At 57.4% G+C, this 25,119-nt stretch carries 32 protein-coding genes and 1 pseudogene; 27 read left to right on the forward strand and 6 right to left on the reverse strand.

Features of this window, described 5'->3' with window-relative positions:
• Positions 1 to 39 precede the first annotated feature (39 nt).
• The 6 genes from GHO41_RS12620 to GHO41_RS12645 form a co-directional block, all read right to left on the reverse strand.
• Positions 40 to 651 carry a DUF1566 domain-containing protein gene (locus GHO41_RS12620; RefSeq protein ID WP_153433733.1) on the reverse strand — a complete coding sequence of 204 codons (612 nt, stop codon included), beginning with the start codon at positions 649 to 651 and terminating at the stop codon, positions 40 to 42.
• 26 nt (positions 652 to 677) lie between these two features.
• The gene (locus GHO41_RS12625; protein WP_153433734.1) at positions 678 to 1,490 is read right to left on the reverse strand and encodes a YfdQ family protein; all 813 of its coding nucleotides are present in this window, start codon (positions 1,488 to 1,490) and stop codon (positions 678 to 680) included.
• A 25-nt stretch (positions 1,491 to 1,515) separates the two neighbouring features.
• The gene (locus GHO41_RS12630) at positions 1,516 to 1,863 is read right to left on the reverse strand and encodes a hypothetical protein (RefSeq protein ID WP_153433735.1); all 348 of its coding nucleotides are present in this window, start codon (positions 1,861 to 1,863) and stop codon (positions 1,516 to 1,518) included.
• Between the two features lie 91 nt (positions 1,864 to 1,954).
• The gene (locus GHO41_RS12635) at positions 1,955 to 2,302 is read right to left on the reverse strand and encodes a hypothetical protein (protein WP_153433736.1); all 348 of its coding nucleotides are present in this window, start codon (positions 2,300 to 2,302) and stop codon (positions 1,955 to 1,957) included.
• A 376-nt stretch (positions 2,303 to 2,678) separates the two neighbouring features.
• A complete protein-coding gene (locus GHO41_RS12640; RefSeq protein WP_153433737.1) occupies positions 2,679 to 3,062 on the reverse strand; it encodes a LuxR C-terminal-related transcriptional regulator in 384 nt (127 codons plus the stop codon).
• Between the two features lie 402 nt (positions 3,063 to 3,464).
• Positions 3,465 to 4,301: a S24 family peptidase gene (locus GHO41_RS12645; protein WP_256678738.1), complete on the reverse strand. Its 837-nt coding sequence runs from the start codon at positions 4,299 to 4,301 to the stop codon at positions 3,465 to 3,467.
• Between GHO41_RS12645 and GHO41_RS12650 the strand changes: the two genes are divergently transcribed.
• The 27 genes and pseudogenes from GHO41_RS12650 to GHO41_RS12780 form a co-directional block, all read left to right on the forward strand.
• Complete coding sequence (locus GHO41_RS12650; RefSeq protein ID WP_153433738.1) at positions 4,300 to 4,536, forward strand: helix-turn-helix transcriptional regulator; 237 nt, start codon at positions 4,300 to 4,302, stop codon at positions 4,534 to 4,536. The genes GHO41_RS12645 and GHO41_RS12650 overlap by 2 nt on opposite strands.
• Before the next feature lie 314 nt (positions 4,537 to 4,850).
• Positions 4,851 to 5,561, forward strand: a complete 711-nt coding sequence (locus tag GHO41_RS12655; RefSeq protein ID WP_153433739.1) for a helix-turn-helix domain-containing protein — start codon at positions 4,851 to 4,853, stop codon at positions 5,559 to 5,561.
• Positions 5,554 to 6,924: a replicative DNA helicase gene (gene dnaB / locus GHO41_RS12660; RefSeq protein WP_153433740.1), complete on the forward strand. Its 1,371-nt coding sequence runs from the start codon at positions 5,554 to 5,556 to the stop codon at positions 6,922 to 6,924. Before GHO41_RS12655 ends, dnaB begins: the two co-directional genes overlap by 8 nt.
• The gene (locus GHO41_RS12665; RefSeq protein ID WP_046810649.1) at positions 6,924 to 7,142 is read left to right on the forward strand and encodes a DUF3310 domain-containing protein; all 219 of its coding nucleotides are present in this window, start codon (positions 6,924 to 6,926) and stop codon (positions 7,140 to 7,142) included. Before dnaB ends, GHO41_RS12665 begins: the two co-directional genes overlap by 1 nt.
• Entirely contained in the window at positions 7,139 to 8,464 is a 1,326-nt protein-coding gene (locus GHO41_RS12670; RefSeq protein WP_256678739.1) for a site-specific integrase, read from the forward strand. The genes GHO41_RS12665 and GHO41_RS12670 overlap by 4 nt, the downstream gene beginning before the upstream one ends.
• Positions 8,465 to 8,466: 2 nt before the next feature.
• Positions 8,467 to 8,685 carry a hypothetical protein gene (locus GHO41_RS12675; protein WP_153433741.1) on the forward strand — a complete coding sequence of 73 codons (219 nt, stop codon included), beginning with the start codon at positions 8,467 to 8,469 and terminating at the stop codon, positions 8,683 to 8,685.
• 3 nt (positions 8,686 to 8,688) lie between these two features.
• Positions 8,689 to 9,384: a hypothetical protein gene (locus GHO41_RS12680; RefSeq protein ID WP_153433742.1), complete on the forward strand. Its 696-nt coding sequence runs from the start codon at positions 8,689 to 8,691 to the stop codon at positions 9,382 to 9,384.
• A gap of 225 nt (positions 9,385 to 9,609) precedes the next feature.
• Complete coding sequence (locus tag GHO41_RS12685; protein ID WP_153433743.1) at positions 9,610 to 9,939, forward strand: phage holin, lambda family; 330 nt, start codon at positions 9,610 to 9,612, stop codon at positions 9,937 to 9,939.
• Positions 9,939 to 10,250 (forward strand): HNH endonuclease, encoded by a 312-nt coding sequence (locus GHO41_RS12690; protein WP_153433744.1) that lies wholly within the window; start codon positions 9,939 to 9,941, stop codon positions 10,248 to 10,250. The genes GHO41_RS12685 and GHO41_RS12690 overlap by 1 nt, the downstream gene beginning before the upstream one ends.
• A gap of 203 nt (positions 10,251 to 10,453) precedes the next feature.
• A complete protein-coding gene (locus GHO41_RS12695; RefSeq protein ID WP_052750713.1) occupies positions 10,454 to 10,930 on the forward strand; it encodes a hypothetical protein in 477 nt (158 codons plus the stop codon).
• Positions 10,930 to 12,474, forward strand: a complete 1,545-nt coding sequence (locus GHO41_RS12700; protein WP_153433745.1) for a terminase large subunit — start codon at positions 10,930 to 10,932, stop codon at positions 12,472 to 12,474. Before GHO41_RS12695 ends, GHO41_RS12700 begins: the two co-directional genes overlap by 1 nt.
• Before the next feature lie 7 nt (positions 12,475 to 12,481).
• Positions 12,482 to 13,693, forward strand: coding sequence for a phage portal protein (locus tag GHO41_RS12705; protein WP_153433746.1), 1,212 nt, complete (start codon positions 12,482 to 12,484; stop codon positions 13,691 to 13,693).
• Positions 13,677 to 14,321 (forward strand): HK97 family phage prohead protease, encoded by a 645-nt coding sequence (locus GHO41_RS12710; RefSeq protein WP_153433747.1) that lies wholly within the window; start codon positions 13,677 to 13,679, stop codon positions 14,319 to 14,321. The genes GHO41_RS12705 and GHO41_RS12710 overlap by 17 nt, the downstream gene beginning before the upstream one ends.
• Entirely contained in the window at positions 14,318 to 15,526 is a 1,209-nt protein-coding gene (locus GHO41_RS12715; protein ID WP_153433748.1) for a phage major capsid protein, read from the forward strand. The genes GHO41_RS12710 and GHO41_RS12715 overlap by 4 nt, the downstream gene beginning before the upstream one ends.
• Before the next feature lie 53 nt (positions 15,527 to 15,579).
• Complete coding sequence (locus GHO41_RS12720; RefSeq protein WP_046810640.1) at positions 15,580 to 15,768, forward strand: hypothetical protein; 189 nt, start codon at positions 15,580 to 15,582, stop codon at positions 15,766 to 15,768.
• On the forward strand, positions 15,769 to 16,068 hold the full coding sequence (locus tag GHO41_RS12725) for a head-tail connector protein (protein WP_153433749.1): 300 nt from the start codon (positions 15,769 to 15,771) through the stop codon (positions 16,066 to 16,068).
• On the forward strand, positions 16,068 to 16,388 hold the full coding sequence (locus tag GHO41_RS12730; RefSeq protein WP_153433750.1) for a phage head closure protein: 321 nt from the start codon (positions 16,068 to 16,070) through the stop codon (positions 16,386 to 16,388). Before GHO41_RS12725 ends, GHO41_RS12730 begins: the two co-directional genes overlap by 1 nt.
• A gap of 9 nt (positions 16,389 to 16,397) precedes the next feature.
• Positions 16,398 to 16,568 carry a hypothetical protein gene (locus GHO41_RS29820; RefSeq protein ID WP_178126508.1) on the forward strand — a complete coding sequence of 57 codons (171 nt, stop codon included), beginning with the start codon at positions 16,398 to 16,400 and terminating at the stop codon, positions 16,566 to 16,568.
• 3 nt (positions 16,569 to 16,571) lie between these two features.
• Positions 16,572 to 17,075 carry an HK97-gp10 family putative phage morphogenesis protein gene (locus GHO41_RS12735; RefSeq protein WP_153433751.1) on the forward strand — a complete coding sequence of 168 codons (504 nt, stop codon included), beginning with the start codon at positions 16,572 to 16,574 and terminating at the stop codon, positions 17,073 to 17,075.
• A complete protein-coding gene (locus GHO41_RS12740; protein ID WP_153433752.1) occupies positions 17,068 to 17,454 on the forward strand; it encodes a DUF3168 domain-containing protein in 387 nt (128 codons plus the stop codon). Before GHO41_RS12735 ends, GHO41_RS12740 begins: the two co-directional genes overlap by 8 nt.
• A 54-nt stretch (positions 17,455 to 17,508) precedes the next feature.
• Complete coding sequence (locus GHO41_RS12745) at positions 17,509 to 18,009, forward strand: hypothetical protein (RefSeq protein WP_046810635.1); 501 nt, start codon at positions 17,509 to 17,511, stop codon at positions 18,007 to 18,009.
• A 40-nt stretch (positions 18,010 to 18,049) separates the two neighbouring features.
• Positions 18,050 to 18,379: a hypothetical protein gene (locus GHO41_RS12750; RefSeq protein WP_153433753.1), complete on the forward strand. Its 330-nt coding sequence runs from the start codon at positions 18,050 to 18,052 to the stop codon at positions 18,377 to 18,379.
• Between the two features lie 316 nt (positions 18,380 to 18,695).
• Positions 18,696 to 19,106 (forward strand): hypothetical protein, encoded by a 411-nt coding sequence (locus GHO41_RS12760; RefSeq protein WP_153433755.1) that lies wholly within the window; start codon positions 18,696 to 18,698, stop codon positions 19,104 to 19,106.
• A 58-nt stretch (positions 19,107 to 19,164) separates the two neighbouring features.
• A complete protein-coding gene (locus tag GHO41_RS12765) occupies positions 19,165 to 22,581 on the forward strand; it encodes a tape measure protein (RefSeq protein WP_153433756.1) in 3,417 nt (1,138 codons plus the stop codon).
• 10 nt (positions 22,582 to 22,591) lie between these two features.
• The gene (locus tag GHO41_RS12770; RefSeq protein ID WP_095021095.1) at positions 22,592 to 23,071 is read left to right on the forward strand and encodes a DUF1833 family protein; all 480 of its coding nucleotides are present in this window, start codon (positions 22,592 to 22,594) and stop codon (positions 23,069 to 23,071) included.
• 2 nt (positions 23,072 to 23,073) lie between these two features.
• On the forward strand, positions 23,074 to 23,508 hold the full coding sequence (locus GHO41_RS12775; protein WP_153433757.1) for a hypothetical protein: 435 nt from the start codon (positions 23,074 to 23,076) through the stop codon (positions 23,506 to 23,508).
• A pseudogene (locus tag GHO41_RS12780) lies at positions 23,447 to 25,119 on the forward strand (phage tail protein); the annotation flags it as partial. The gene GHO41_RS12775 and the pseudogene GHO41_RS12780, both read left to right, overlap by 62 nt.

The following is a 25,119-nucleotide window of genomic DNA, read 5'->3' on the forward strand; positions in this document are numbered from 1 at the left end:
TGCGCCCCGGTGCCGGATCAAGAACGAATTATTGAAGGATTAAATAAACAATCTGCGGACGGGGCGGACACGGAGCTCGCCGTTCTTGCCGCAGTTGCTCTGATAGCCATCAACGAAGTACATGCTGAATGCGAAGTTGGCGGAGCGCTGCGTGCTCGACCAGTACCAGGCGTCTTTAGCGAACAGCTCAGGCACGCTCAGCCAGCAGTGGTACAGCTCAGCGGCGGCAGGCAAGTAGAAGTCATGGTTCCCATCTGCTTGATACTCGGCGCAGGCATCGGCAGCCGGGTGCTTGCTCTCGTCGTCGTTGCCTATCAGCACTTGGGTGTTGGTGTAGCCATCAGTCTTGCTGAGGCCTTTGACCTCAACGCCTCGGGGACCCCACTCGCGATCGCCAACGTCTTTCGCGGCAATGATCAGGTAGTGCTCCGGAACATCCCCACGCGCTGCTACCAATCCGCCGTTGAAGCCTCCTTGGCCCGGCCAGACCGATCCAAGCCCGGGGACTGAATGTAGGTGCGCCGGCTGCACATTGGCGGCGGGTGGTAGCACCTGAGCGAATACGCTTGCCACGGCCAGTTTTGCCAGCGATGCGGCGGGCATCTTGATCGTGGTGTCGCCGTGCTTGAGGGTGATCATTTCGGGTTTCATTAAGGAATACCTGTATGAGTCCGGTTTTAGGCGGCGAAAGTGCCGAGCGTAAGCGGAGTTGCTGCCCCAATCTGCGCATCGAGCACGGACTTGAATTCTTGAGCGATTTCTTCCCGCTGCACTTCTTCGCCGATCCAGCGCAGTTTCAGCATTGGCTGGGCCCCGCTAGTGATGACGGATACGCGCAGCGTGATGTTGCGCACGCTCAGGCCCTCGTAAGGCACTACCGAGAACACCAGTGATGCGGGAAGCGTCTCTTTGCTGGTGGCTTCGATCTGGTCCATCGCGCTGCGACTGGTGCGGGTTTCGCTGACGGCGTGATCGCTTTCCGATGAGGCTTTGATGGTAATTGTGCGCACGGCAGCGATTGCTTTGACGATGCTCATTGTCTGGCCGGCTTCGTCAGTAGCGCTCAACGAGGCATTCCAGTCTTCGATCCAATCACTCAGGTCTTTCTGCGACAACGCGCGGCCCGGGATGCCCTGAACAGCCTTGTAACCTGCTGACGGCTTGAGGCGCAGCACGGCGCGATCATCTGCGTGCCCGGGCGCAACGTTGGTGCCCAGGTTGAAGATCAGTGTGCAGGTCATTTCGTCCTGATCGATAAAGCCGCGGGCGCCCTCAATAGCGCGGTCTTTGACGTAGGTGCTGAAATCAGCCAGGGAGTTGGTGGAGAGCACGCCACGGAAGCGGCTGCGGCCTACCTGGTACTTTTCCAGATCGATGACTTTTGTGCCTTCTGGCAGGACGGCCGTTGGCGAGTAGGTCGCCAGTGTTTTGCCAGCAGCCAAAAGGGCTGTGTCGGTGATTAGTTGAATTGCTTCTTGGCTTAGGGACATGGTTCAAGTACCTGTGGGAGCGGGCTTAAGTGCGCGGGCTGATTGGGGCTTCTTCGCGGCTGAATAGCTGGTCGTGCTTTTCAGGAAACATGGTGATGCTGCCGCCGGTACCGACATGCATCGGGGTATCGAGGCGGGTGTTTTCGCTGCGGGTGCCGCGCTTGGTTGGAACCTTGTAATCCAGCTTGTGATTGATCTTTACCTGGCTGGACTCACCGATCTGGGTGATGTCGAGTGTGATCACCAGCTTCCCGGCTTTTCCGTGGTCGACTACACCGGCAGCTACTTCTGAGAGGGCGTGGCCGATTTGGCTGATAAAAGCACCGCCATTGAGGTCTTCGAGAAACTGCGCGGTATCGGTGGGTTTGGACATGGCTGTTGCTCCGGTCTGGCTTGGAGTCCGCTGGGTGGCAAGTGGTGTTGGGACTGGCGAAGGCGCCGTTGTGCGGATGCGTTGACGCGCCTCACATGTGACTGCCGAAGAAGGCGAACACGGTCAGCGTGATGCCAAAGCGCAAAGTCCAGCTGCTCAGGAATTTTCCAAACTGCTTAACGTTGAACTGCGCTTCTTTTGCCTCCAGCTCACGAGCATGAGCAGTGGCATTGTTGTGGCCGAAGCGCTCGGCTACGACCACGCCAGTAGCCCGATTGATCAGCGAAAAGGTGTTGTTGCCGCTTGGACGCACGATGATCAGCGGGGCCAGTGGTGGCGGTTGTACACCGGGCTTTTGGTAGAACTCAGCCGTGGCTTGGTTAGCACGTGCGCGCAACCCGTCGAGAACGGTGATGCGCTGGGCGATTGATGGATGCATGGTCGATCCTCGACTTGGGTTACGGGTATTCGTCAGCGCTCAGGCCTTGCGAGAAGGGAGGGCTGACGAATAACTGCAGGCATGAAAAAGCCCAGTCGAAACCGGGCTGTGTTGCACTCTTGAAACGCCACCGTATGTAAGAGCCTGACTGTGCGGGCGTGCCCGTCTTGGTTACTTGTGCATGGCTGAGTCCTCCGGTTTTGGCGTCAGTAGGGAAGGGGTGATACAGGTGTCCAGCGTCTGCTGGGTTGGCGTCCGCATCGGTCTGTACTCAGGCCGGTAAATGCCGAAGATCAGACCGATGCGTCCTGGTGCTGGGGAGTACCAGGTGCTCGGGCAGTTAGCGACAGGCTGTCGTGGCGCTGGTTGATTCGGATTATCCGACCAGATCAAAAGAGTCTGCGCGGCGTGTCATTCTCAATTCGCCGCTTCGGCGCTCAGTTGGGCGGCGATCACGGCGAGCCATCCCGCTGTCATCAAGACCTTGCATCGTCATCACTGCGATGAGCAGCAAGCAGAGCGGGGTGATTATCTGCCGGCGCATCGCTTCGGCGACCATCGCGCCTTGGCGATGAACGCCGAGCTTGTACATGGCGCAGGCCAGTCGCTTAACCACGGTGCCCGGCGCAATGTCGAAAGCCTTGGCGATTTCTTTTGCCGTCAGGCCCTGTGCAACTGAAAGCACGAACTGCAGTTCCCGTGGCGCAAGGCCTCGGCCGAGGTGGCCCTTCCATGCACCGTCTACGATTGTCGATTCCATGATGTTTACTCGGTTGTTTTCCCGATGCACCCGGTTACCCAGGTGCAGCAGTGAAAGTGCCCGGTGTTGCTCAGCAAACCTTGCGTGCCGAGTTATCGGTCACGGAAGCAGGCTGTATTGCGTGCTGTTCCCTGAACTCAAATGCCGTATGGCGCCAGGGTGTGTCTGCGGGTTGTTAAAGAGCGTTCGGGTTGCCCCTGGCATCTCTGCCGTGTCGCCGGTGTTGTTCGGTGACGAGACAAACATTACGCTTCGTAATATTCACAGTCAATACTCCATGTAATAAAATTACCGAGTCGCTTCATTCGCTGATGATGTTTAGATTTTGGTTTGGTGTGGGCGCAAAAAAGCCCGCTCAGTGGCGGGCTTGATTTTTTAGAAGGGATGCGTGGAAGGCTGGGCTTATCTCTGTTTTGGTGATCGCCTGACTGTCGACCACCAAAAAACCCTCCCCAGCATACGGACGTCTTCTTGCCATTGCTTAGCCGTCAAATACTCGTCTGGAAATTCTTCACTGTTTTCGCTGTGAATTCTCACGACTCCACCAGGAAGGCGATAAAGATACTTTACGCGCAGCATGCCCTCATGGTTGAAGGCGTAAATTTCGCCATCGATGATGTTTGTGTCGGACCTATCAAAACCTATTGCGGCGCCGTCGAGAATCAATCTCTCCATGCTGCGACCTCGAAGCCTTGCGACTGCAGCGCTTTTTCGGTCAACACCAGCAGCTCTCAGGGTGGCAATACTGAAGCGTAGGGTTCTATCTGCAACCTCGACAACCTCTGTCATTCCACAACCGCCGGCAAACTCAACCTCTGCATAATAAGGCACTTCACAGTCGTCATCTTCTAGTGGGTCAGCCTCATCCCATACGGCCATCTCACCCAGATACTCTGCGTTTGATTCTGTTTCTTTGCCTCTGCGGCTGACTAGATCCGTATTAATTGACATAGGAGGAAGGTCGAGGAACTGCAGAACCTTTGCAATGACTTCAAGGGACGGCTCCCGCCGTCCGCTTAGCCAATGCGCGACAGCACCCTGAGTAACCCCCATATGAACCGAGAGAGCCTCCTGGGTGATTTTGAGTTCTTTCATTCTGGCCTTCGCCAGCTCGTGCCATTTTTTCATGAACACATTATTACGCTCTGTAGAGTCTTGCTCTAGGGACAATGAGTAATACGTCTTGCGATGAAAGATTACTAAACGTAATATCCTTGCGAGAGTACGGAGATTACCCATGTCAAACATCAAGGCTATTCGCGAAAAAGCTGGGGTAACCCAGGCTGCCCTAGCCAAAACAGTAGGGTTGACGCAAGGCGCTATCGCCCATTACGAGAATGAGCGTCGGAAGCCCGGGCTTGACGAGTGTCGAAAAATTGTCGATGCGCTCAACTCCAGTGGTGCAGCGGTCACATTGGATGATGTTTTCCCACCTGCGCGCCCAGCGCAGGCAATCGAATTATCAGCCTCTTAGGGGGCAAGAAGTAGCACCTTGGATTAGCTGTTAATTCATCCAGTTGATGAATCGCAAGCAAAAAAAAGCCCGCCGGCGAGGGCGAGCTTTTTCACAGCGTTACAACAAACTTCGGGAGTCATTATGAGCGCCACAGAATCATCACGCAATACCCCTGGAAATACACCCAAGCCCCGCGCAAAACACCAGTCCGCCGCCATGAGTGCCGCGCTTCTGGTTCGTTTTCAGTACTCCCGAGAATCGAAAACCCAGTTCAGTCGAGAATGCCTTGATCACCTGAAGGCATCGCTTGCGCCTGGGCAGGAGACTTCTGCATGAGCACGATCATCATGAGCGCTTGCTGGCCACTCCAAGGCATGAGCCCGACCCAAAAGTCTGTACTGATCAGCCTTGCAGACAACGCCAGCGACGAGGGTGTTTGCTGGCCTTCGATCAACACCATTGGTGTTCGCACTTGTTTGTCAGAGCGAGCTGTTCGAGGTGCATTGCGTTGGCTTGAAGAGGCCGGTGTTTTGGTCAGTAATCAGCGCTACGGTCGATCCACTTGGTACACGATAACCCCGGCAGGATATGCCCCCGGCACTAAATGCCCCCCGGCACCAGATGCCCCATCACCCCGGCAGGAGGTGCCGGATACCCCGGCAGCAGCTGCCCCCAGAACCGTAAAGGAACCATCAATTGAACCGTCACCTCTTGTAGGGGGTGATGAATCGCTGAAAATCTCGAAGCCGAAGTGCGACCCTCAAGCCATCGTCGACTTGTTCAACAAGACTCTTCCAGGGTTGCCGCAAGTGGCAATGCTCACCAAGGATCGGAAATCCAAGATCAGTGCTCGCTGGAACGAAAGTGACGTGCATCAGGATCTGGATTTCTGGGCTGACTTCTTCGCCCTGGTTGGTTCAAGTGCATTCCTGATGGGGGAGGCTGATGGTCGAAATGGCGCCAAGCCTTTCCGTGCCACGTTTGACTGGCTGATCGCCCCGAGCAACTTCGTCAAGGTTGTGGAGGGTAATTACAATGCGTGATCCCTACAGCGTTGAGGCCGAACACGGCGTGCTGGGTGCGATGTTCCTGCGCCCCGAGCTGATCGACATCCTGAGTGCAGACTTGGCTGTCGATGATTTTTACTACCAAGACAACGCAGCCCTGTATCGCGGCATTCTGGCCTTGCACGCCGAAGGCAAGCCGGCCGATGCTGTAACGGTGGGCGTTTACCTCGGTGAGCTTCCCAGCACCAAGAACGCCACCTGGTATGCGGCTGAAATCACCCGAAACACGCCCAGTGCCGCCAATGCTGCGTCATACGCCATCACCGTGCGTGAGCGCAGCCTAGACCGGGCCATGATCGCGCTTAGCGATCGCATCAACGAGATTGCCCACAGCGACCAGCCAACCGTGGACAAGGTCGCGGCGGTGCAGGCTGAGGCCCAGACCATCGACAGCCAGTCCGCCACATCCGAAGTGGTGATGGCCGAAGACATTCTGGATGACTACATCGAGGTCTTGCAGGCCCGTGCAGATCGCGGGGAGGGCATCGACGGCCTATCTACCGGCATTCCTGATCTGGACGCCAAGCTTCAAGGGCTCAAGCCTGAGCAGTTGATCATTATCGCCGGGCGCCCGGCGATGGGTAAAACCACCCTGGCAATGAACATCTCCTCCCATGTCGCCATCCGCGAGAGCAAGAGCGTGATGGTGTTCAGTCTGGAAATGAACAAAACCGGCCTGATGGATCGCTTTATGGCGTCCGAAGGCCGTATCCCCCTGCAACTGATTAAAAACGGTACAGCACCGCAGCGCCACGGCGCCGAGCTGATGAGCGCCGCCGGAAAGCTCAAGCACTCCAAATTATCCATTTCTGATCGGGCCTCGATGACGATCAATCGGATTCGTTCGGCTGCCCGTCGCCATAAGCGCCGCCACGGTCTGGATTTGATCGTGATCGATTACCTGCAGCTGATGGACTCTGATTCGCGCACCTTCAGCCGGGAGCAAGAAGTCAGTCACATGACCCGCAGCGCCAAGCTGATGGCTCGCGAGCTGGGTGTCCCGGTGATTCTGCTCAGTCAGCTTTCGCGCAAATGCGAAGAGCGCCCGAACAAGCGCCCATTGTGCTCCGATCTACGTGAATCCGGCGCGATCGAGCAAGACGCGGACATCATCCTGTTCGTGTACCGCGACGAGGTTTACCACGAACACAGCGACGCCAAAGGCATTGCAGAAATCATCATCGGCAAGGGTCGGGACATTGAGACCGGCACCGTGCGTACGGCCTTTTTGGGCCAGTACAGCCGATTCGAACAACTGGCGGCGGGCTGGGTTGCGCCGCCGAAAGCCGAGAAGGTCACCAGCTTGGCCAGCCACTATCGACAAAAGGAAAAATTCTGATGAGCGCACTCGAGAGGCAGGTGTCTGGCGAGCACTACAAGTCGCTGAAAATTCAACCCATCGAATTCATTCACGCCAATGGCATTCCATTCGCTGAGGGCAGTGTCATCAAGTACGTGACGCGGTGGCGTGACAAGGGCGGGCTGGCTGATCTGGAGAAGGCCAAGCACTTTCTGGAAATCCTGATTGAGCTTGAGCGCAAGGTGGTTATCGAATGAGTCACTCAGCCACCGAAAAACGGGCATTGAACACCAAAATCAAAACCCTGACCGTGAAGCTGTCGGACGCGGAGATTGGGCGCAATGCCAAGCTTGAGCATGTGCGCGACCTGCGTGATGCCGGTCACCCGGCGCTGCACTTCCGCTTCGCCAAGAACCGCACGCGCGGCTCCTGGTACCTGGTCAACAAGCGCCAATGGCACCGGATCGGCGCCTTTCCTGACCTGAACACCAAGCAGGTGATCGCAGCCTTGCCGGCGGTACGCCTGCGCGTTGCTGCTGACGGCGCGGCCAGCGTGTCTGGCTGGGTGACCGTAGGTGAACTGCTCGACTGGTTCGCTGAGCGTATGGCCAAGTCGCGTGCGCTGTCCGACAAACGCCGGAAGGCGATCAAGTCCGCGACCAGCTGCCAACTCAAGCCGCGTCTGAATGACTTGCTGATCTGCAATGTTAGCGCGCAGACCTTAGACAACCGGCTGATGTGGCCAGCCCAGCAGGAGCTGTCGTTGTCGTATGTGCAGCAGCTGTTCCGCCTGGTGGCTATGGCCTTCCGCCAGGCGCGCAAGCTCGACCTGATCCCGGTCAATCCCGTGGCAGAGCTCAAGTTCAGTCAGTTCACCACGGCACGCATCCAGCCCAAGCCCGCCCGCCTGCGCGATGTGCAACTGGCCGATCTGGTGGCGTCGCTGGCTGCCTGTTTCGATAGCGAACCCGGTGACGCCATGCTGGCCCTGATGATGCTGTGCCACGGCACCCGGATCGGCGAGACACGCCAGTCGCGCTGGGCTGACATTACGTTCACGCCGAGTGAGTGGTTTTTGCCCGCCGAACACACCAAGACCAAAACCGAACTACGCGTGCCGCTGACAGATCAGGTGTGCGCACTGCTGCGCCGTTACCGCGAGTGCCAGATTGCCCAAGGCTACGAAGGGGCGTTTCTGTTCCCGTCGCGGCGTGGAAAACCGCTGAGTGACAACCAAGCCAGCGCCGTATTCACCCGGCTAGGGCAGGGTGCCTGGACCAGTCACGACCTGCGCAAGGTGGCCCGAACTGCCTGGACTGACCTCGGCGTAGACGGGCACATCGGCGAGATGCTGCTCAACCACTCCCTGGGCAAGATCGCCTCCACCTACATCAACACTCAAGCCAAAGAGCAGCGGCGCTTGGCACTGGTTAAGTGGCACAACTGGTTAGATCAGCGTGGCTTCAAGGTAATTCACGCGCAGACAGGCGTTAGATATGAAGATTCGCAAAACCTCGTAGACGCCTTGAGCGGCGGGGCCTGCGAGCCAGAACCACAATTTGTTAAGGGCGAGGTTTAAAAATGGCCGCCGCAGCTGCTGAGTTGACTGATCAAGAAGCGAAGGTAGCTCAGATGCTGGGGGATGTTTGGAATGCATACCTGGCACTGCCCATTGAGCACCCCATGGAACAGCAAGAGTTCTGCACTGCTATCCACGTATGCCAGGACAAGGTTCTTGGTCGATGTGGGCGCCGTGCATTTCAATCAGCAGCCAATGCCGCTGCCAGCAAAGAGGACTGAATAATGATCTATCAAAGCGTATTAGGTGCTGTTGTTTCGGCCTTGGCAGCAGAAGCAATCGATACAACCAGCAAGCAGGCTTGGCAGAAGCTGTACAACTCGACGGACGAGGGCGAGGGTGGGGATCTAGCTACCCTCTTCGGCGCCCGGTCTGGCGGCAAGGCTGATCGTACCCAGGCAGATTGCTGGGTGTCAGCTCGATTGCACCATCGGCTTAAGCCTCAATACTGGAATGCTTTGCTTGCCCACTACAGCACCCACAAGGGTAAGAAGGTGCAGGCCATCGCTTCATTGCAAGCGGTCATCAATACGCCGGCGCCGAAGCTGTTCCTGTACAAGGCAATTACTGCCTGGGCTGTCCCTCAGTTGAAGGGCGCCCGGCCGCCAGTGGCCCGGACTGTATCGGTAGAAATCCCTATTGATGCTCCAGATTGGCGTAAGGCTGCAATGTTAAAAGCCGCTGTTGCCGCAGGCAAAGCCGGTACCAAGAAGGGCGATGCTCGGTCAGCCGACATGATTGTGCTCAAGGATAGTTTCTACGATATGAACACTTGGGATGTGGATGCTCGGCCAGAGCGCACACGCCGTGAATGGCGGCAGAACATAAATGCAGCGCTGGATAAGTTGGTCAGCGAGGCCTTGATTGATGCGGGTCAGATTTTGCGGGATGAAGGCGTTCTGCTGGATGAGGCCGCCTAACTATTTTGGCTGTTGACAGTGATCCGCCGAGCCGCCATTATTTAACCCATCATGTCGATCTTGCGTGTGGTGATACTGAACAGCCCGCAGCAACACATAACCAATTCCTAAAGCCCAGCCATCGCGCTGGGCTTTTTCGTTTTCGGCCCCGCCACACCCATCGCCTCAAGCTGGGAGTGCTGTCGGGGCCGAATCAATTCTGCTCCCTGCCCGGGAGGACATCGGATGGCTCATATGCCTGATAAGCCAGACACCTGGGTGATAGCGCTCGCGTGGCTGAGTCAGCACTCGCCGACGATCTATGCCGCCACGCTGTCCTTTGTAATGGCGGCGCTGCGGATCATCTACGGCGGCGGCACTCGGCGTCAGGCGATGCTTGAAGCAACCATCTGCATGCTGCTCACCACCAGCCTGATCGCGGTCCTTGAGTACTTTGGGCTGCCATCCACGTTGGCCACCCCGGCAGGCATCTGGATCGGCTTCTTAGGTGTGAAGAAGATCGCCGATCTGGCTGATCGCTTCGCCGACTTCAAGCTGCCAAAGCGTTCTGATTGATGGCCAGTACATCAGCTTGGCATCACCTCTATAAGACCAAGCGCTGGTATCGACTCCGCTGGCATCAGTTGCAGGCAGAGCCTATATGCCGCTTGTGCCACGCCCTTGGCGCTGTAGAGGCTGCTGATACTGTCGACCACATCAAGGCGCACAAGGGCGATGAGAACCTGTTCTTCGATGGCGGCAACCTTCAGAGCCTCTGCAAGCACTGTCACGACAGCGCCAAGCAGCGACAGGAGCGAACCGGAATCCTGCCTGGGCATGACGTCTCAGGCATGCCGGTTGACCCTAACCATCACTGGAACCGCTGACTCCTCCAGAAATAGTAAAAATCTATTCAAAAATAGTAAAAATCTATTGATTTTGCATAAATTTCAGTATTTTTCTATCGGTTTTGGTGGGGGGTGTCCAAATGATAGTGATTCCCGTCTAGCAGGACCGCCCTCGACTCTCTTTTGCATCCGTAACCCGGAAAACGCCGCCAGAACACATTGCGGCATCATTGAGAAAGACTATGACAGCCAAGCGCAGCCGCTCCGATAGCGCGACATCGGCGGTTGCGGCTATGCGCGCTGCCGGTGTCGGACCGATCAAGGCTCCGAAGTTTGTAAACCTGCGGCCCGGCGACAAGCCATTTTGGGATTCCATTGTGCGCGCGCGTACGCGTGATAGCTGGACTGACTCTGATTTGGTACTGGCCGGTAACTTGGCGCGCTGCCTTTCTGACATTGAACGCCTGCAAAAGGAGATCGATGTGGAGGGCGACGTGCTGAAAAACGACCGCGGCACTCAAATTATCAACCCAAAACACAGCTTGTTGGAGACGCTGAGTCGCCGTGCTGTGGCGTTAAGTCGGACCCTGCAAGTCCATGCCCAGGCCACGCAGGGTGATTCCCGTGATCAGGGCAAGAAAGCGACCAAGCAACGCGAGGCCGAAAAGGTGCTTGAGAGCCAAGACGATGACGACCTTATCCCAAGGGCGGTGCACTGATGGCCGGCAAGCGCCGCACTCGCGGCCAGCGCGCCATTGCCTTCATCGAAAAGTACTGCCGGGTGCCCGAGGGCAAACACGTTGGCAAGCCGTTACGGCTGGATGACTTTCAGAAAGACTTCATCCTCGCGATCTATGACAACCCTGTCGGGACCAGCACTGCCTACCTGAGCATTGCCCGCAAGAACGGCAAGACTGGTTTGATCGCGGGCATCTTGCTAGTTCACCTGGTTGGGCCCGAGGCAGTTCTCAACTCGCAGATCGTCTCTGGCGCAATGAGCCGCGAGCAGGCCGGGATTGTGTTCAGTCTGGCCGTCAAGATGATCAACCTAAACCCTGATCTTCAGGCGCTGGTTCACGTCAACCCGAGCGGTAAGAAACTCATTGGTACTCCGCTAAACGTGGAGTACCGCGCACTGGCGGCCGAGGGTAAGACGACTCATGGTCTGTCGCCCATCCTCGCGATACTCGATGAGGTGGGTCAGATACGCGGCCCGCAAAGCGACTTTGTAGATGCGATCACAACCGCCCAGGGCGCGCACGACGCGCCTCTGTTGATTGCGATCAGTACGCAGGCCGCACAAGACAGCGACATGTTCAGCCTCTGGCTGGATGACGCCGAGCGCTCTAAAGATCCGCACATCGTCAGCCATGTTTACAGCGCACCGAAGGATTGCAGTCTGATTGACCCTGTCGCATGGCGGGCTGCAAACCCAGCACTCGGCACGTTCCGCTCGCTCCCTGATCTGGAGAAGCAAGCCGAAAAGGCCAACCGCATGCCTGCCTCGGAGAACACGTTCCGAAACCTGTGCCTCAACCAGCGCGTATCTACGGTGTCCGTTTTCGTTTCGAAGGGGGTATGGGAATCCTGCGGCGACGAACCGGATAGCCCAGACGGGCTTGATCTGTACGGCGGGCTCGATCTTTCGTTTCGCATTGACCTCACAGCTTTCGTCGTTATCGGCAAGCGCAACGGGCAATGGTCTGCTTGGGCGTTCTTCTGGACGCCAGAGGTTGGTCTGATGGATCGGGCCAAGCGTGACCGCGAGCCCTATGACGTGTGGGTCAGGGAAGGCCTGCTGATCACCACCCCGGGGGCGACGGTTGATTACGCATTTGTGGCGGTGGACATCGCCAGAATCTTGAACGAGCTGGGCGGAGACATTCAGTCGATCGCGTTCGACCGGTACCGGATTGATCTGTTCAGGCGTGACGCCGAAGCCCAGGGCGTAAACCTGCCGCTGGTCGAGTACGGGCAAGGCTTCAAAGACATGGCCCCGGCTATCGACGCACTGGAGTCGGAGTTGCTGAACGGACGATTACGCCACGGCATGAGCCCGGTGCTGACCATGTGTGCTGCCAACTCTGTAATCCAGAAAGACCCGGCAGGCGGTCGCAAATTTGCCAAGGACAAAGCCACAGGGCGCATCGACGGCATGGTCGCGCTCGCAATGGCCTTCGGGGCAACGCTCGGCGTAGCGCCTGAAAACAACAAGGGCGATATCGACGACTACCTCCAAAACGGATACTCCGGACTTCTATAGGCTCAATATGGCGTCTCGCTGGTACAACCCAATGAGCTGGAGTTTCTTTGGCTTCAACGACCCGAAAACGGGGCAGTACGTTGAAGTTCAAACAGACATCGGCGGTCAGACGCGCTCCGGCGCCGTCATCACCCCCAAGAAGGCCATGGCGATTCCCATCGTCTGGTCATGCATCAAGATCCTGAGCGAGACGGTTTCAGGTCTGCCGCTCAAGCTCTACGAGGACACGCCCGCAGGCCGGGTGGTTGTCAGTGGAAGCAGCAGGGCGTTGCGCCTGCTGGCCAAGCCCAACCCGTACATGACCATGCTCAACTTCATCAAAGCCGCGATTGTGAACATGGCTTTGAGGGGAAACGGTTACGCACTGATCGAGCGCGCCGACAACGGCGAATTCATCGGCCTGGTGCCGGTCAGCGCTGACGCGGTAGAGATCGACCTCGACGACGAGCTGATCTACTGGGTAACACTCAAGGGCAAGCGCTTCCCGGTGTCACCCGAGAACATGCTGCACTTCAAACTGTTCAGTGCTGACGGCATCAACGGGTTGTCTCCTGTCGAGTTCCACAAGGAATCAATGGGGTTGGCCAAGGCCGCTCAAGACTGGTCGGCGCGCTTCATGCGCAAGGGTGGCTTCACGGGCGGGTATGTCATCTACGACAACTTCCTGACCAGCGAGCAGCGCGACCAGGTGTTGAACAAATTCCCCAAGATCCGCGAAGGCGATGTTGAGGACATCGGCAAGATGGGCCTGCTTGAGGGTGGCCCTAAGATCGTGCCGGCGGGCATGAGCCAGAAGGACAGTCAGTTCATTGAATCCCAGCAGTTCCAGGAAGAAGCCTTAGCTGGCATCTGGGGCGTGCCTTTGTACCTGGCCAACCGTGCCGGTAAAACCTCAATCATGGGCTCCAACCTGGAGCAGCAGACCAGCGGCTTTATCACCTTCGGCTTGAGCCCCTACATCAAAGCCATCGAAGACGAAATCAACGACAAGCTCTTTGGCGGCACAAAGCTGTTCGTGGAGTTTGTGGTCGAGGGGATCCTTCGTGCTGACAGTGCCGGGCGAGCGACTTACTACAAGGGTGCGCTCGGCGGTTCTGGCGGCTCCGGCTGGATGACCATCAACGAAGTGCGCCGCAAAGAAAACCTTCCTCCACTGGCTGGCGACGAATACGACCGGGTTACCCGGTGGGAGATGCAGACCAATGATCAGCAAGATTGAAGTTCCCTTTGAAGTTAAGGCCGTCGATGAAGCCGGAAACTTCGAAGGCTACGCCGCCGTGTTCAACAACATCGACCTGGGCGATGACGTGATCCTGCCGGGTGCGTTCATCAAGGTTAAGACCACCCGGGCCGGGCGCTTGAAGCTCGCACTGTTTCACGACCTAACGCGGCTCATCGGCTCCGCTGAATTCACTCAGGACGACCACGGGCTCTACATCAAGGGCCGCGTAAATCTGGCGGTCAGCTATGCCCGTGACGCTTACGAGCTAATGAAGGAAGGCACGCTCGACAGCATGTCGATCGGCTTCAACACACTGCTGGCCACCTATGAAGAGCGGGCAGGTCGCAACGTGCGGATCATCAAGCAGGCTGAGCTTTGGGAAGCGTCCCTTGTGCCTTTCGGCATGAACCCCGAGGCGCAGGTTACCGATGTGAAATCGGACATCAGGATTTTTGAGAAGGCACTGCGTGACCGCATGGGCCTTTCTCAAAAGGAGGCGGCAGCCGTCGCCTCGCTCGGCTACTCCGCAGTGCACCGCGACGGTGTCACTGAGGCCACGGCGACCGTGGAAGAGCTGAAAAAACTCTCACTCACCATTGACCAAATTTTTAAGGTGTCGCCATGACCGATCCAGTTAAAGAAGTAAAAGACTCCCTTGAAGCCAAGTTGAAAGAAGGCTTCAACGGCCTGCAGCTTAAGTACGACGCTGTTGCCGACGAGCTGCAGAAGGGCAACACCGTGACTGGTGCAATGAAGGCTCAGATCGAAACCCAAAAGGGTGAGATCGAGCGTGTCATTGAACAGGTGCAAAAGCTTGAAGAGAAGGGCGTCAAGCTGCGCAATCTGAACCCGGAAAAGAAAAGCTTCATCGACTTCGTCAAGGGCAACGACAAGTACCAGGCACTGAGCCAGAAAAGCCAGAACTGCGCCGAGATCGAAGTCAGCAAGTCCGACATGGCCAGCATGGCCGAAACCAAGGTCACGAGCTCGGGCTTGGTAGTGCCGCAGTACGACCCGGTTATCCAGGGTGCGCCGCGACAGAACCTGCTGATCCGCGACCTGATCCCGACCACCCCGGTCACGGGCCAGTCCTTCACCTACTTCAAGGAGCTGCTGCACACCCTCGGTGCCGGGATGGTTGCCGAAGGCGCGGCCAAGCCGACCAGCAACGTGACCTTTGAGCAGGTCACGGACATTGTCAAAAAGATTGCGGTATGGATGCCGGTGACTGACGAGGCGCTCGACGATGTGCCACAGCTCTACAGCTATATCCAGGAGCTGCTGCGCTACGACCTGGAGTTGAAGCGCGAAGGGCAGTTGCTGAAAGGCGACGGAACCGGCAACAACCTCAACGGCATCATGACCCAGGCCACTGTGTTTGACCCGGCCTTGAGCAAGGCAACCGACACCGCAATCGATACCGTGCGCCGTGCGATCTACCAGGCGCGTAAGCAGTCCAAGCTGGCCGCCGATGCCGTGGTGATGTCCGACCTGGATTGGATGAACATCGAGCTGCAGAAGGACGGCGAGAACCGTTACCTGTTCGCCAACCTGCAGGGTCTGGTCACTCCAGTTCTGTGGGGGCGCCCAATCGTTGCCTCCGACAGCATGGATGAGGGTGACGGCTCCACCACTGGCGGTGAATTCCTCACTGGTTCGTTCCAGCAGGGTGCGCGGATCTATGACCGTATGGGCTTCACCATCAAGGTCGGCATGATCAACGACGACTTCATCAAGAACCAACGCGCCATTTTGGTGGAAGAGCGTCTTGGTCTGGCTGTGCGCAAGAAGTTCGCCTTCGTAAAAGGCCGCTTCAACTTCGCGGCTTAATTCACATCCCGCTCCTGGGGCTTTCGGGCCCCAACCATTACCAGGTGAACAAGATGCAAATCAAAGTGCTGTGGGGCTTCGAGGGTGATCCTGAAAAGCTCAAGATCGAAAATGGCCGCGTGCTGGCTGGTACCGTTCTGGATATCGACGATGAGTTGGCGCATGCCCTCATTGGCAAAGGCCTGGCCGAGCAAGCCAAGCCGGGCAGCAACAAAGCCGCCAAGCCCACCGAGACCAAGTAAATGATCGACCTGGCCCGTGTGAAGTTGCACCTCAAGCTTGACGGTGATGAGGAAGACTCGCTGGTAGCCGGCTACTTCGAAGCCGCCAAGGCCCATGTCGCCATGCACTGCGATCGTGAGTTGGTAGAAACCGTGCCAACTGGCCCAGAGCAAATGGGCTTCACTCCGGACGTCGAGCAGGCTGTGTTGCTGCTCGTCGGTCACTGGTACGCAAACCGCGAGGCAGTGGTCGTCGGCACGATCTCTTCAGCTGTGCCGCTGGCTGTAGACCGACTCCTTTGGTACAGGAAGCGATTCTGATGAGAGCCGGCCCCATGCGTCACCGCTGCGCGTTGTTCAAGCCTGTCCTGACCAAGAACAAATCCGGTGGCTTCGATCCTACTTGGGAGAATGCCGGAAAGGTCTGGGCAGAAATCACCATACCTTCCGGGCGCCTGGCTCCGGTTGCCGAGCAAATCAAGGCAATCATCACCGTTGAGATTCGCGTCCGTCCACGCTCTGACTTGAAAGCCGGTTGCCGGCTGGTGGAGAAGGGCGTCACTTACCTGATTGAGGCCGCGCTGCCCGACAACGATTTGTCGATGCTGCGGCTTTTGTGTTCAAACGTTCCCAACCCGTAAAGGTGGATCATGAAAGTCATTGCCCTGGGCAGTCTTTCCGGCGCCGTAGGCGATCGTGAGAAAGGCGAAGAATTTGTTGTGGATGCCAAGGCAGGTGCCGCTCTGGTGGCTCGTGGCCTGGTGGAAGAGGTCGCCGCAACTGCGCCACCGCTGGAGAAGGCTGCCAAGCCCAAGGAGTAAATCATGGCTGCTCGTCGCTCGCGCATGTCCGGCGACTTCAAATTGCGCCGGACACTTCGCAACATTCACGCAACGATGGATAACGAGTTGGTACCGGCAATGCAGGAAGCCGCTGACAAGGTGCTGGCGACTATGAAGGAGTTGGTGCCAAGGGACACCGGTGCTTCTGCTGCCGCGCTCAAGGTGTTCGTTTCAAAGAGCGGCCTGGACGCTGAGATAGGCATCAGGGGCAAAAAGGACATGCGCCGGTTCTACTACTTGAAGTTCCTGGAGTACGGGACCAAAGGCTACACCGGCAAAAAGCGGGCGGGTGGCCGCAACCGGCAGAACAGAAACAAAAGCGACGGCACCAACTTTTACGGGAAATACCCTGATATCCCAGCTCGGCCTGCACATCCGTGGCTGCGCCCTGCAATGGACGTCAATCGGGAGTTTGTTCTTGAAAGCGTCCGGGCTGCGGTGGCGCGTTCGTTGAACAAGGCAAGCAGAGGGGCTTCCGATGGCTGATCCATCCGTTGCGCTACAGGAAGCCTTGTTTGCCCGGCTGGAGGCTGAGGTTTCTTGCCCGGTGCACGACGGGGCGCCAATGGGTTCACCCATGCCATACATATCGTTCGACCGAGAAATTTCAACCAACACTTCGCCCATTGCAGGCCGCAAGCGTGAACAGCGCCTGATCTACCTGTCTGTTTGGTCTGATGCCCACGGTCAGGCCGAAGTGAAGCGTATCAACGGCGAGATTATCGCGGCTCTCAATGAGCGACCACTGCCATTGGAAGTTGGACGCGCTGTCTCAGTTCGGGTCGAACAAGCCGATGCCCAGCGTGATGCTGACGGTGTCACGTATCAGGGATCGATCACGGTCCGCATTATCACCACTCACTAACCCAACACCCTGCCGCCCTGCGGCTTTATCCAATGCGCCTTTGGAGGAACCCCCATGGCCGAAGACAACCTAAATACAGCCGCTGGCTGCCGATTCGCGCTCGGCACCAAGAACGGCGCCGACACCGAAGTGCTTTACAAGGCAGACACTTACGTCGATGTGGGCGAGATCGAAGACCTTGGCGAGTTTGGCGACACGTTCAGCTCGGTGACCTTCACCTCGCTGCGTGATGGCCGCGTTCGCAAGTACAAGGGCACCGCCGATGCGGGCGACCTGACCTTGACTGTCGGCCTCGACAACGGCGACCTGGGCCAGGCCGCACTCAAAACTGCGCACAAGGATCGCTCCCGGGGCGACTACAACATCAAGGTCACCTTGAATGACGGCGACCCTGATGCCGTGCCGGCCGTTCTGCCGACTACGTTCTACATGCGCGGCAAGGTGATGAACAATACAGTCGCCCCTGGTGCCGCCGATAACGTGGTTCGCCGTAACGTGACCATCGGCATCAACTCCGAAATCCTTGAAATCCTCCCAGCCCCTGCGGCGGCTTAACTTGCGGGGCTTCGGCCCCGGTTCACAAGGATCATGATCCATGAGCAAGACTCTTTTAGGGACGGTCGAAATCGTCCTTGGTGACGAGACCTACATTCTGAAGCCGACGCTTGCTGCTGTTCGTACCATCGAGGCTCACTTCGGCGGGCTGCGGGGTGCGTCTCAAGCGGTCAACGCGCTGAGCGTGGTGGGCTGCGCGGTAATCATCGCGGGCGGCGCTGGCTTAACCGGTAAAGATGCCGACGCAGTCGCAGATCAAGTGTGGCAAGCCGGTGTTGTGGAGGCATCCGTGCAGCTCAACGCTTACCTGGTCGCGCTGTATAACCCCAAGGGGGAGGCTGCGGGAAAGGATCAGCCGGGGAAGGCGTAAGCGCTGTCGAGGATGGCAGTTACGTTGACCGGCTTTACGCGGTGGCCACGGGCTGGCTTGGATGGTCGCCCGAATTGGCCTGGAGTACACCGCTCCCTGAGTTGTTCCTGGCTATGGATGCTCGGATCGAGTGGGCGCAGATGACGAACCCGTTTGGTGGTGGCAAGCCTTCCGGGAAGAAAGACAAGCCCGCGCCTTCAGCGGTGGCGGCAAAGCTGCGGCAAGTGTTGGCGGGCGGCAAAGGCAATAGTGTTTAGCGAAGTTCGTTATAGAGTTTTTTTGTTAACCTTCTGTGTTTCAGTCATAGGAGGACAAAATGGGAAAACTATTTTTTGGGCTTGGGATAAGTCTTCTGATGACGGCAGGGGCTTTTGCACAAGATGAGAAAGTTGCTCCGTTTGAGGCCGAGATGGGCGGCCAAGTATATTTATGCGGGCTGAAAGCTCAGCTCGCCGACGCAACCAAAGGCCCCAAGCAAAAAGCACTTCTCGAAGATGTAAAGCAATGCGCAGATAAAAGTCGAGAGAGAGTTAAGTTGCTTGTCAAATCGGAGTATCAGAAATACCCGGAAGGGGATGCCGCGAGGGACAAGATAAAAGCTGTGTATTCCGCGTATCTGACTTACATGTCTGCTGCGTTATGGGGAAAAGATTTAACTGACAGTACTGAGGCTTTAGCCTTCAAAGAAAAAGTTAGTGATTACAAGGCGGAAATTGAGATTCGCTGATTGAGATACTTCCACTGAGCCCGGCCACTGTCGGGTTTTTTATTGCTTGGAGAAAAGCATGGCAGGCACTGACGTTCAGGGGATGCTTGTTCGCATCGAGGCGACCACAGCTCAGCTGCGTCAGGAATTGGCGCGGGCGGATTCTAGCGTAGGGCAGGCGTCTGACCGCATTGACCGAAGCCTTAGTCGGGTCGACAACGCTTTCGACCGGGCCGGTGACCGCGCCCAACATGCCACCGGCTTGATTAAGAGTGCACTGGCAGCAGCAGTCGGCGCCGCTTCGATTGGCAAAATCATCGAGACCGCTGACGCCTATGGCCAGATGTCCGATCGCATTGGAATGGCAACCGGTAGTGTGGGCGAGTACAACTTGGTTCAGGATCGCTTACTGGAGACAGCCAAGCGAACCTACCGGCCCTTGGCCGAAGCCCAAGAGCTCTACATCCGAACCTCGGGCAGCTTGAAGTCTATGGGCTATAACACCAGCCAGGCGCTGGACGTTATGGACAGTTTCAGCTTCCTGCTGGTTACCAACTCTGCGTCAGCAGATAAAGCCAGCTCTGCCATTGATGCTTACTCAAAAGCGCTACAGACCGGCAAGGTTGAAGCGGATGGTTGGCAAGCGATTCTGGCTGCGATGCCAACGGTTGTTGACACCATCGGCGAGTCCACCGGTAAGGCTTCAGAAGAAATCAGCGGCCTGGGCGCGCAGGGCAAACTTAGCCTGGACCTGCTTACTGAAGGCCTGCAGCAATCGGCCGCTGCCAACGGCGAGCTGGCAGATAGCATGGGTGTCGCGGTGCGTGACGCGATGCAAAATCTGTCGAACTCTTTCACCGTCTACATCGGACGCCTGAACGAAACTTCAGACTTCACCGGCGTTCTTGGAAGCGGTATTGCCACGCTTGGCGATAATTTTGAAACCCTTGCAGACATTGCCATTGTTACAGCCATCGCGGCACTTACCCGATACGCGGCAACCGCAGCAAGTGCTGCGGCAACAGCTACTTACTCTGCTTACCGGGACGTTGCCGCTCGTAAAGCACAGGCCACGGCGGTTTTGCTCGCTTCACAGGCTGAGCTGCAAAAAGCTCAGACCTCTGTAGCGCTTGCACAGCGAGAAGCAATTGCCGCCCGGGGTACAGCTGTTCAGACGGAAATGTCATTGCAGCTTGCTGCAGCACGCATGGTTGAAGCTCGTGCAACAGCTGCGGTTACTGCTGCTCATGCCGGGTTAAGTAGTGCCTCGGCTGGCTTGCTCGGAATCCTCGGGGGGCCTCTAGGTGTTGCTGCTCTGGCAATTGGCGCGGCCACGGCATTCCTTCTTCTGCGCGACAATACCGGTCTGCTTGAGAAGAGGCTAGGTGATCTAGCCGATCCCATCGACAAAATTGCTGAGAGATTTGCGAAGCTTAATAGGGCTACGCAGTCAGTGACACTGAGGGAACTTAAAGCTGAAATAGATGGCATGCAGTCTGAGCTTAATCAGATGTCTAGCTCCATCGCTGATAAATTTGAAAGTGACTTCAGAGGCATGGGCGCAGCGGGCGCTGACGGCCTTATGGCTGGACTGACACCTCTTCCTGCCTCTGTTCAAGCTGCGTTTGATTTGGTGCGCAGGGCCTCACAGGCTCAAGCGTCAGGGATGACCGTGGATTGGCAGGCTGTAGCCGATAAGCTTCGCACCATTCCTGGCGTGACCGAGGCGATGGCCAGTGCCATTGAAAAAAATCAGGAAAAGGTTACAGATCTAAGTACTGCATTAGATTCGCAGCGAGAAGTACTCACCCGCCTTACCGCTACGACCGATGACAACACCCGGGCTGAGTTAGAAAACGCTGCAGCCAAAGCGAAGGCAGCTCAAGATGGGCAGAAGTACCTTGACCAGCTGAATAAGCAGCTTGCATCAGCTCAAGACAAAACTGCATTACAGGCCGCAAATCGGTTCATTAGCGATAACAAGCTGCTGTCCGATGAAATGATTGCAGACATCCGCAGGGTCGCGGCCGCCAAGGATGCGCAGAAAGCAGCAGATGAAGCAGCTGCAAAAGCCAGGCAGAAGAACGCGACTGGATCAGACTCTGCAGCCAAGCAGCAACTGAAATCGTTTGAATCTACCGAGGAAGGCTACAAACGTCAGATCGAGCTGATCAATACCACGGGCGACAAAACGAAAGACGCCACTGAGGTGATGAAGCTTTCGTTTGAGTTGCAGGAGGGCAAGCTCGGAAAGCTGACTGAGGCGCAGAAGAAAAAGCTACAGGGTATGGCTGCCGAGCTGGACACCCTGAATGCGTTGAAGAAAGCCAATGAAGACGCCTTGAAGCTGGAGGCATTCAAAAACGCCCAGGGTGTTGGCACCCAAACCATGAAGGATGGCTTCGATCAGGAGTTGGCTGGCGCAGGCATGGGCGATAAGGCCCGGGACAGAATGAAGGCTGATCTGGCTCTTCGGCAAAAGTATGCGGCTGACATTGCCAGCCTTAACGAGCAGCGCAACACCGGGCAAATCATGCCCGAGCTCTACCAGAGCGAAACGGCGGTGCTGCAAGAAGAGCTGGCCAAACGGCTCCAGGCACAGCAGGACTTCTACACCGCCACCGATGAGCAGCAAACCAACTGGATGAATGGCGTGAACGAGGCTTGGTCGAACTATGCCGACGCTGCACGCAACTATTCCCAGCAGGCTGCGGACCTGACCTCTGAAGCGTTGGGCACTGCAACTAGTGGACTCGGGACTTTCTTTTACGATGTTGCCACTGGCGCCCAAAGCGCAGGTGATGCCTTGGGCGATATGGTCACCAACTTCGCAAAGTCGATGCTCCAGGCTTTGGCTGACATGGCGGCTCAGTGGTTGATCTACCAAGGTGTTCAGATGTTGGTTGGTAAAACCACTCAAGTGAGCGCAGCCGGAACGATGGCTGCCAACGCTTCAGCCATGTCTCTCCAAGCTGGTTTGGCCGCATTCGCATCAACCGCTGCAATCCCTATCGTTGGTCCTTTCGCCGCACCTGGTGCGATGGCTGCGGCCATGGCTGTGACAGGCCCACTTGCTGCGGCTGTCGGTATGACCGCCATGGCCGGCGCTGGATTCGAGGAAGGCGGCTTTACAGGTTTTGGCCCTAAAGACGAAATTGCCGGGCCGGTTCACCGTGGCGAATACGTGTTCGATGCAGAGGCTACGGCTCGCATTGGTGTTGGCACCTTGGAAGCGATGAGCAACGGTCGGCCTACGATAATCGGAGCTGGCAGGGGAAACACCTCTGCTGCCCCGGCTCCCAGTCGGGCGCCTGCCGATAAAGGCCTGACCGTAAATCTCATCGAAAACCCAAGCAAAGCCGGGCAGGTAGAGCGCGGGAGAAACTCAGACGGCTCGGAATCCCTGAACCTGTTTGCTGCGCAGATCCGTGCGGGCGGTAACGAAGCGTCAGATACGTTCGAGTCTGTTTACGGGCTCAAGCGAAGCCCTGGCTAAAAGGTGATCCATGACCCCAATCGAACAGTGCTACGCCTCTGGCGGAGACATGATCATCAAGACCGTCGAAGTCCGGGCAGAAGGAGAGAGCGCCACACTGCTGTTTTCTCAGGGCTTCGATGACTGGACGTGCGGTACCGAGGACGGCAGGGAGCTGACCTTCCCGGGTGTGGCGATGGGGGATGCGCTGCCCAAGAGTGACGGCAGCGGATACCAAAGCTTGAACATCGAAATTGATAACACTCTGGGCAACGTGCAGAAGGTCGTCGAGGAGTACCGGCTTGCTGGGAAACGGATTTACATCACTCACCGCGAATACCTGCTGAGCGATCTGAGTTATCCAACATCGATTTACCACCTCACGGTGCTGGATCGAGAGTACGCCGACAACACCGCCAAGTTCTCCTGCGGGTTCTTTGACCTGCTGAACATTGGGTTCCCGCGAGACAAGCTCACCACATTGGTCGCACCTGGCCTGAAGTACATCTAACCATGCTTAAACACTACTTATCCGCCCCTTACCGGGATGGCGGCCGGGGACCTATTGCCTTCGATTGTTGGGGGCTGTGCATCGCGGTTCGCCATCAGCTACTGGGCCTGCCTCTGCTGCCCAGCCTGGGCGCTGTAGGCAAGGACCGGCTACGCGAGAACACCCACGCTTACCACGGCCTCAAGCAGGGCATGGAAACGTGCCCTCCAGAGGTCGGCGCCATTGCGGCGGTGTTCCGTGGCGCGCTGTGCCTGCATGTCGGCGTGGTGGTCGAGGCTGATGGCAGGCTCAAGGTGCTGGACACCAACCCAGGCGGTGTACGACTGCGCACCGTCCGTGAGTTTGAAACTGACTTTCCAAGGGTGGTCTTCTACCGTGATCGAATTTTTCCCGAACAAGATGGCCGGCTCGGCGCCGATGGTCATGTACACGACTGATCGGCGCATGACGCTGGAGCAGTGGCTGATCGAGCAGTCGCCCAGCTACCAGCGGATGGAGTCGCCTCCGATCAGCATTGTGCTGAATGACGAACTGATTGAAGCGAAGCGCTGGCACAAGGTGGTTTTCAAGCCGTCTGATCATGTCGAAATCTATCGCGAGCCCAAGGGCACTGACCCCTTCAGCATCACTTACGCCCTGTTCGCAGGCGCAAAAGCAGTGATGAAGATGATGGTGCCGAAGATGCCCGGCATGCCTTCGAACTCTACTGTGCAGGGCAGCCCCCTGACCGAGGCCAGCGCCAAGGGCAACAAGGTCAAGCTGGGCGACACCATTCGCCAGATCGCTGGCCACCAAAAGGTATACCCGTCCTACCTGGCTGAACCACGCACCTGGTTTGTTTCTCCACGGGAGCAGTGGATCGAGATGCTGCTGTACGTCTCGGCGGGCGATCTGGATATCCCTATCAGCAAGATCAAGGTGGGTGAAACTCCACTGATTTCGCTGGGTGCCGATGCGCGCGTGACGATCTATCCGCCCGGTGCGGATGTGTCGGGCGATACCGCATCGATGCTCTGGTACAACGTGGCAGAAGTGGGAGCGAGTTCGAGCGGATCGGCTGGCCTGCAGTTGACGGTTTCGAACAGTATCAGCCCATCGGCACGGGCTTCGGCTTACCAGTTCAATGGCGAAACCATCTCTATCCCTGCGGGAGCGGGCGCGTTCCCTGCGGATTGGGTCAGCGGCTTGGTGGTTCGTGCGCTGGCTTACTACGAATACACGGTCATCGATGGAGGGGCGGGGCGTGACATCGTCCAAGGCCCTCTGGAGATGCTCAATCCTGAAGTCGGCATGCCGATCGAGGTCGTGGGTGCCAACGGCGGGCTGTACATCGTCAACAGCTACACGCCCTATGCGCCTGCAATACCGCCCGGCGCAGGTACGGCTTCAACGCTGCGGGGATCCAGTGCTCCGTCGCGCTACGACTTTGATGTGACGCAGTTGTCGCTCACCGTCAGCCGAGGCGGAACGGCATACCCGGTCATCCTGAACACTGCGACAACCGATCTTGCCGGTCTGGTGTCGGCGTTCAACGCTGCCAAGGGCGCTGCGCCATTCATTGCCAGCGCCTCGCTGGGCCGACTGCTGATCACGGAAACGTCCGCTTTTACCGGTCTGCCGCTGACATCGACGGACGCGACTCTTTTCGGCAGCAGTCCAGTCAGCAGCACCGGCACTGCGCCAACCAGCGGGTCGCCTGAGCAGCCCGCAGAGATGACCCTGAACTATGACGGCGGAGCGCCTGCGAATGGCCTTGCGCTGGGCACTGGCTTGGCCTGCATTGGTCCTAGAGGGTTGCGGTACCGCATCACGGCCTCCGGTAGTTCCATTATTGAGGTCGAGCGTCTGACCTCCGCCGGTGCCGTTGATGCGGATTGGCCTGGGTTCAGCTATCTGGAAAGCGTCAACAGTGTGATCAATCTCGACCCCTCCAGCCTGCAGGGTGGGTACCGCGGTCCCTTCGTCTGCAGTCCGGTCGGGGAGAAGGTCGCCGCCATCGAGTATTCCGTCTTTGCGGCCAACGGCCTGATTGGTCTCGGAAAGAAAGG

The sequence above is a fragment of the Pseudomonas sp. FSL R10-0399 genome, from assembly GCF_009600165.1.
Taxonomy (GTDB): Bacteria; Pseudomonadota; Gammaproteobacteria; order Pseudomonadales; family Pseudomonadaceae; genus Aquipseudomonas; species Aquipseudomonas helleri.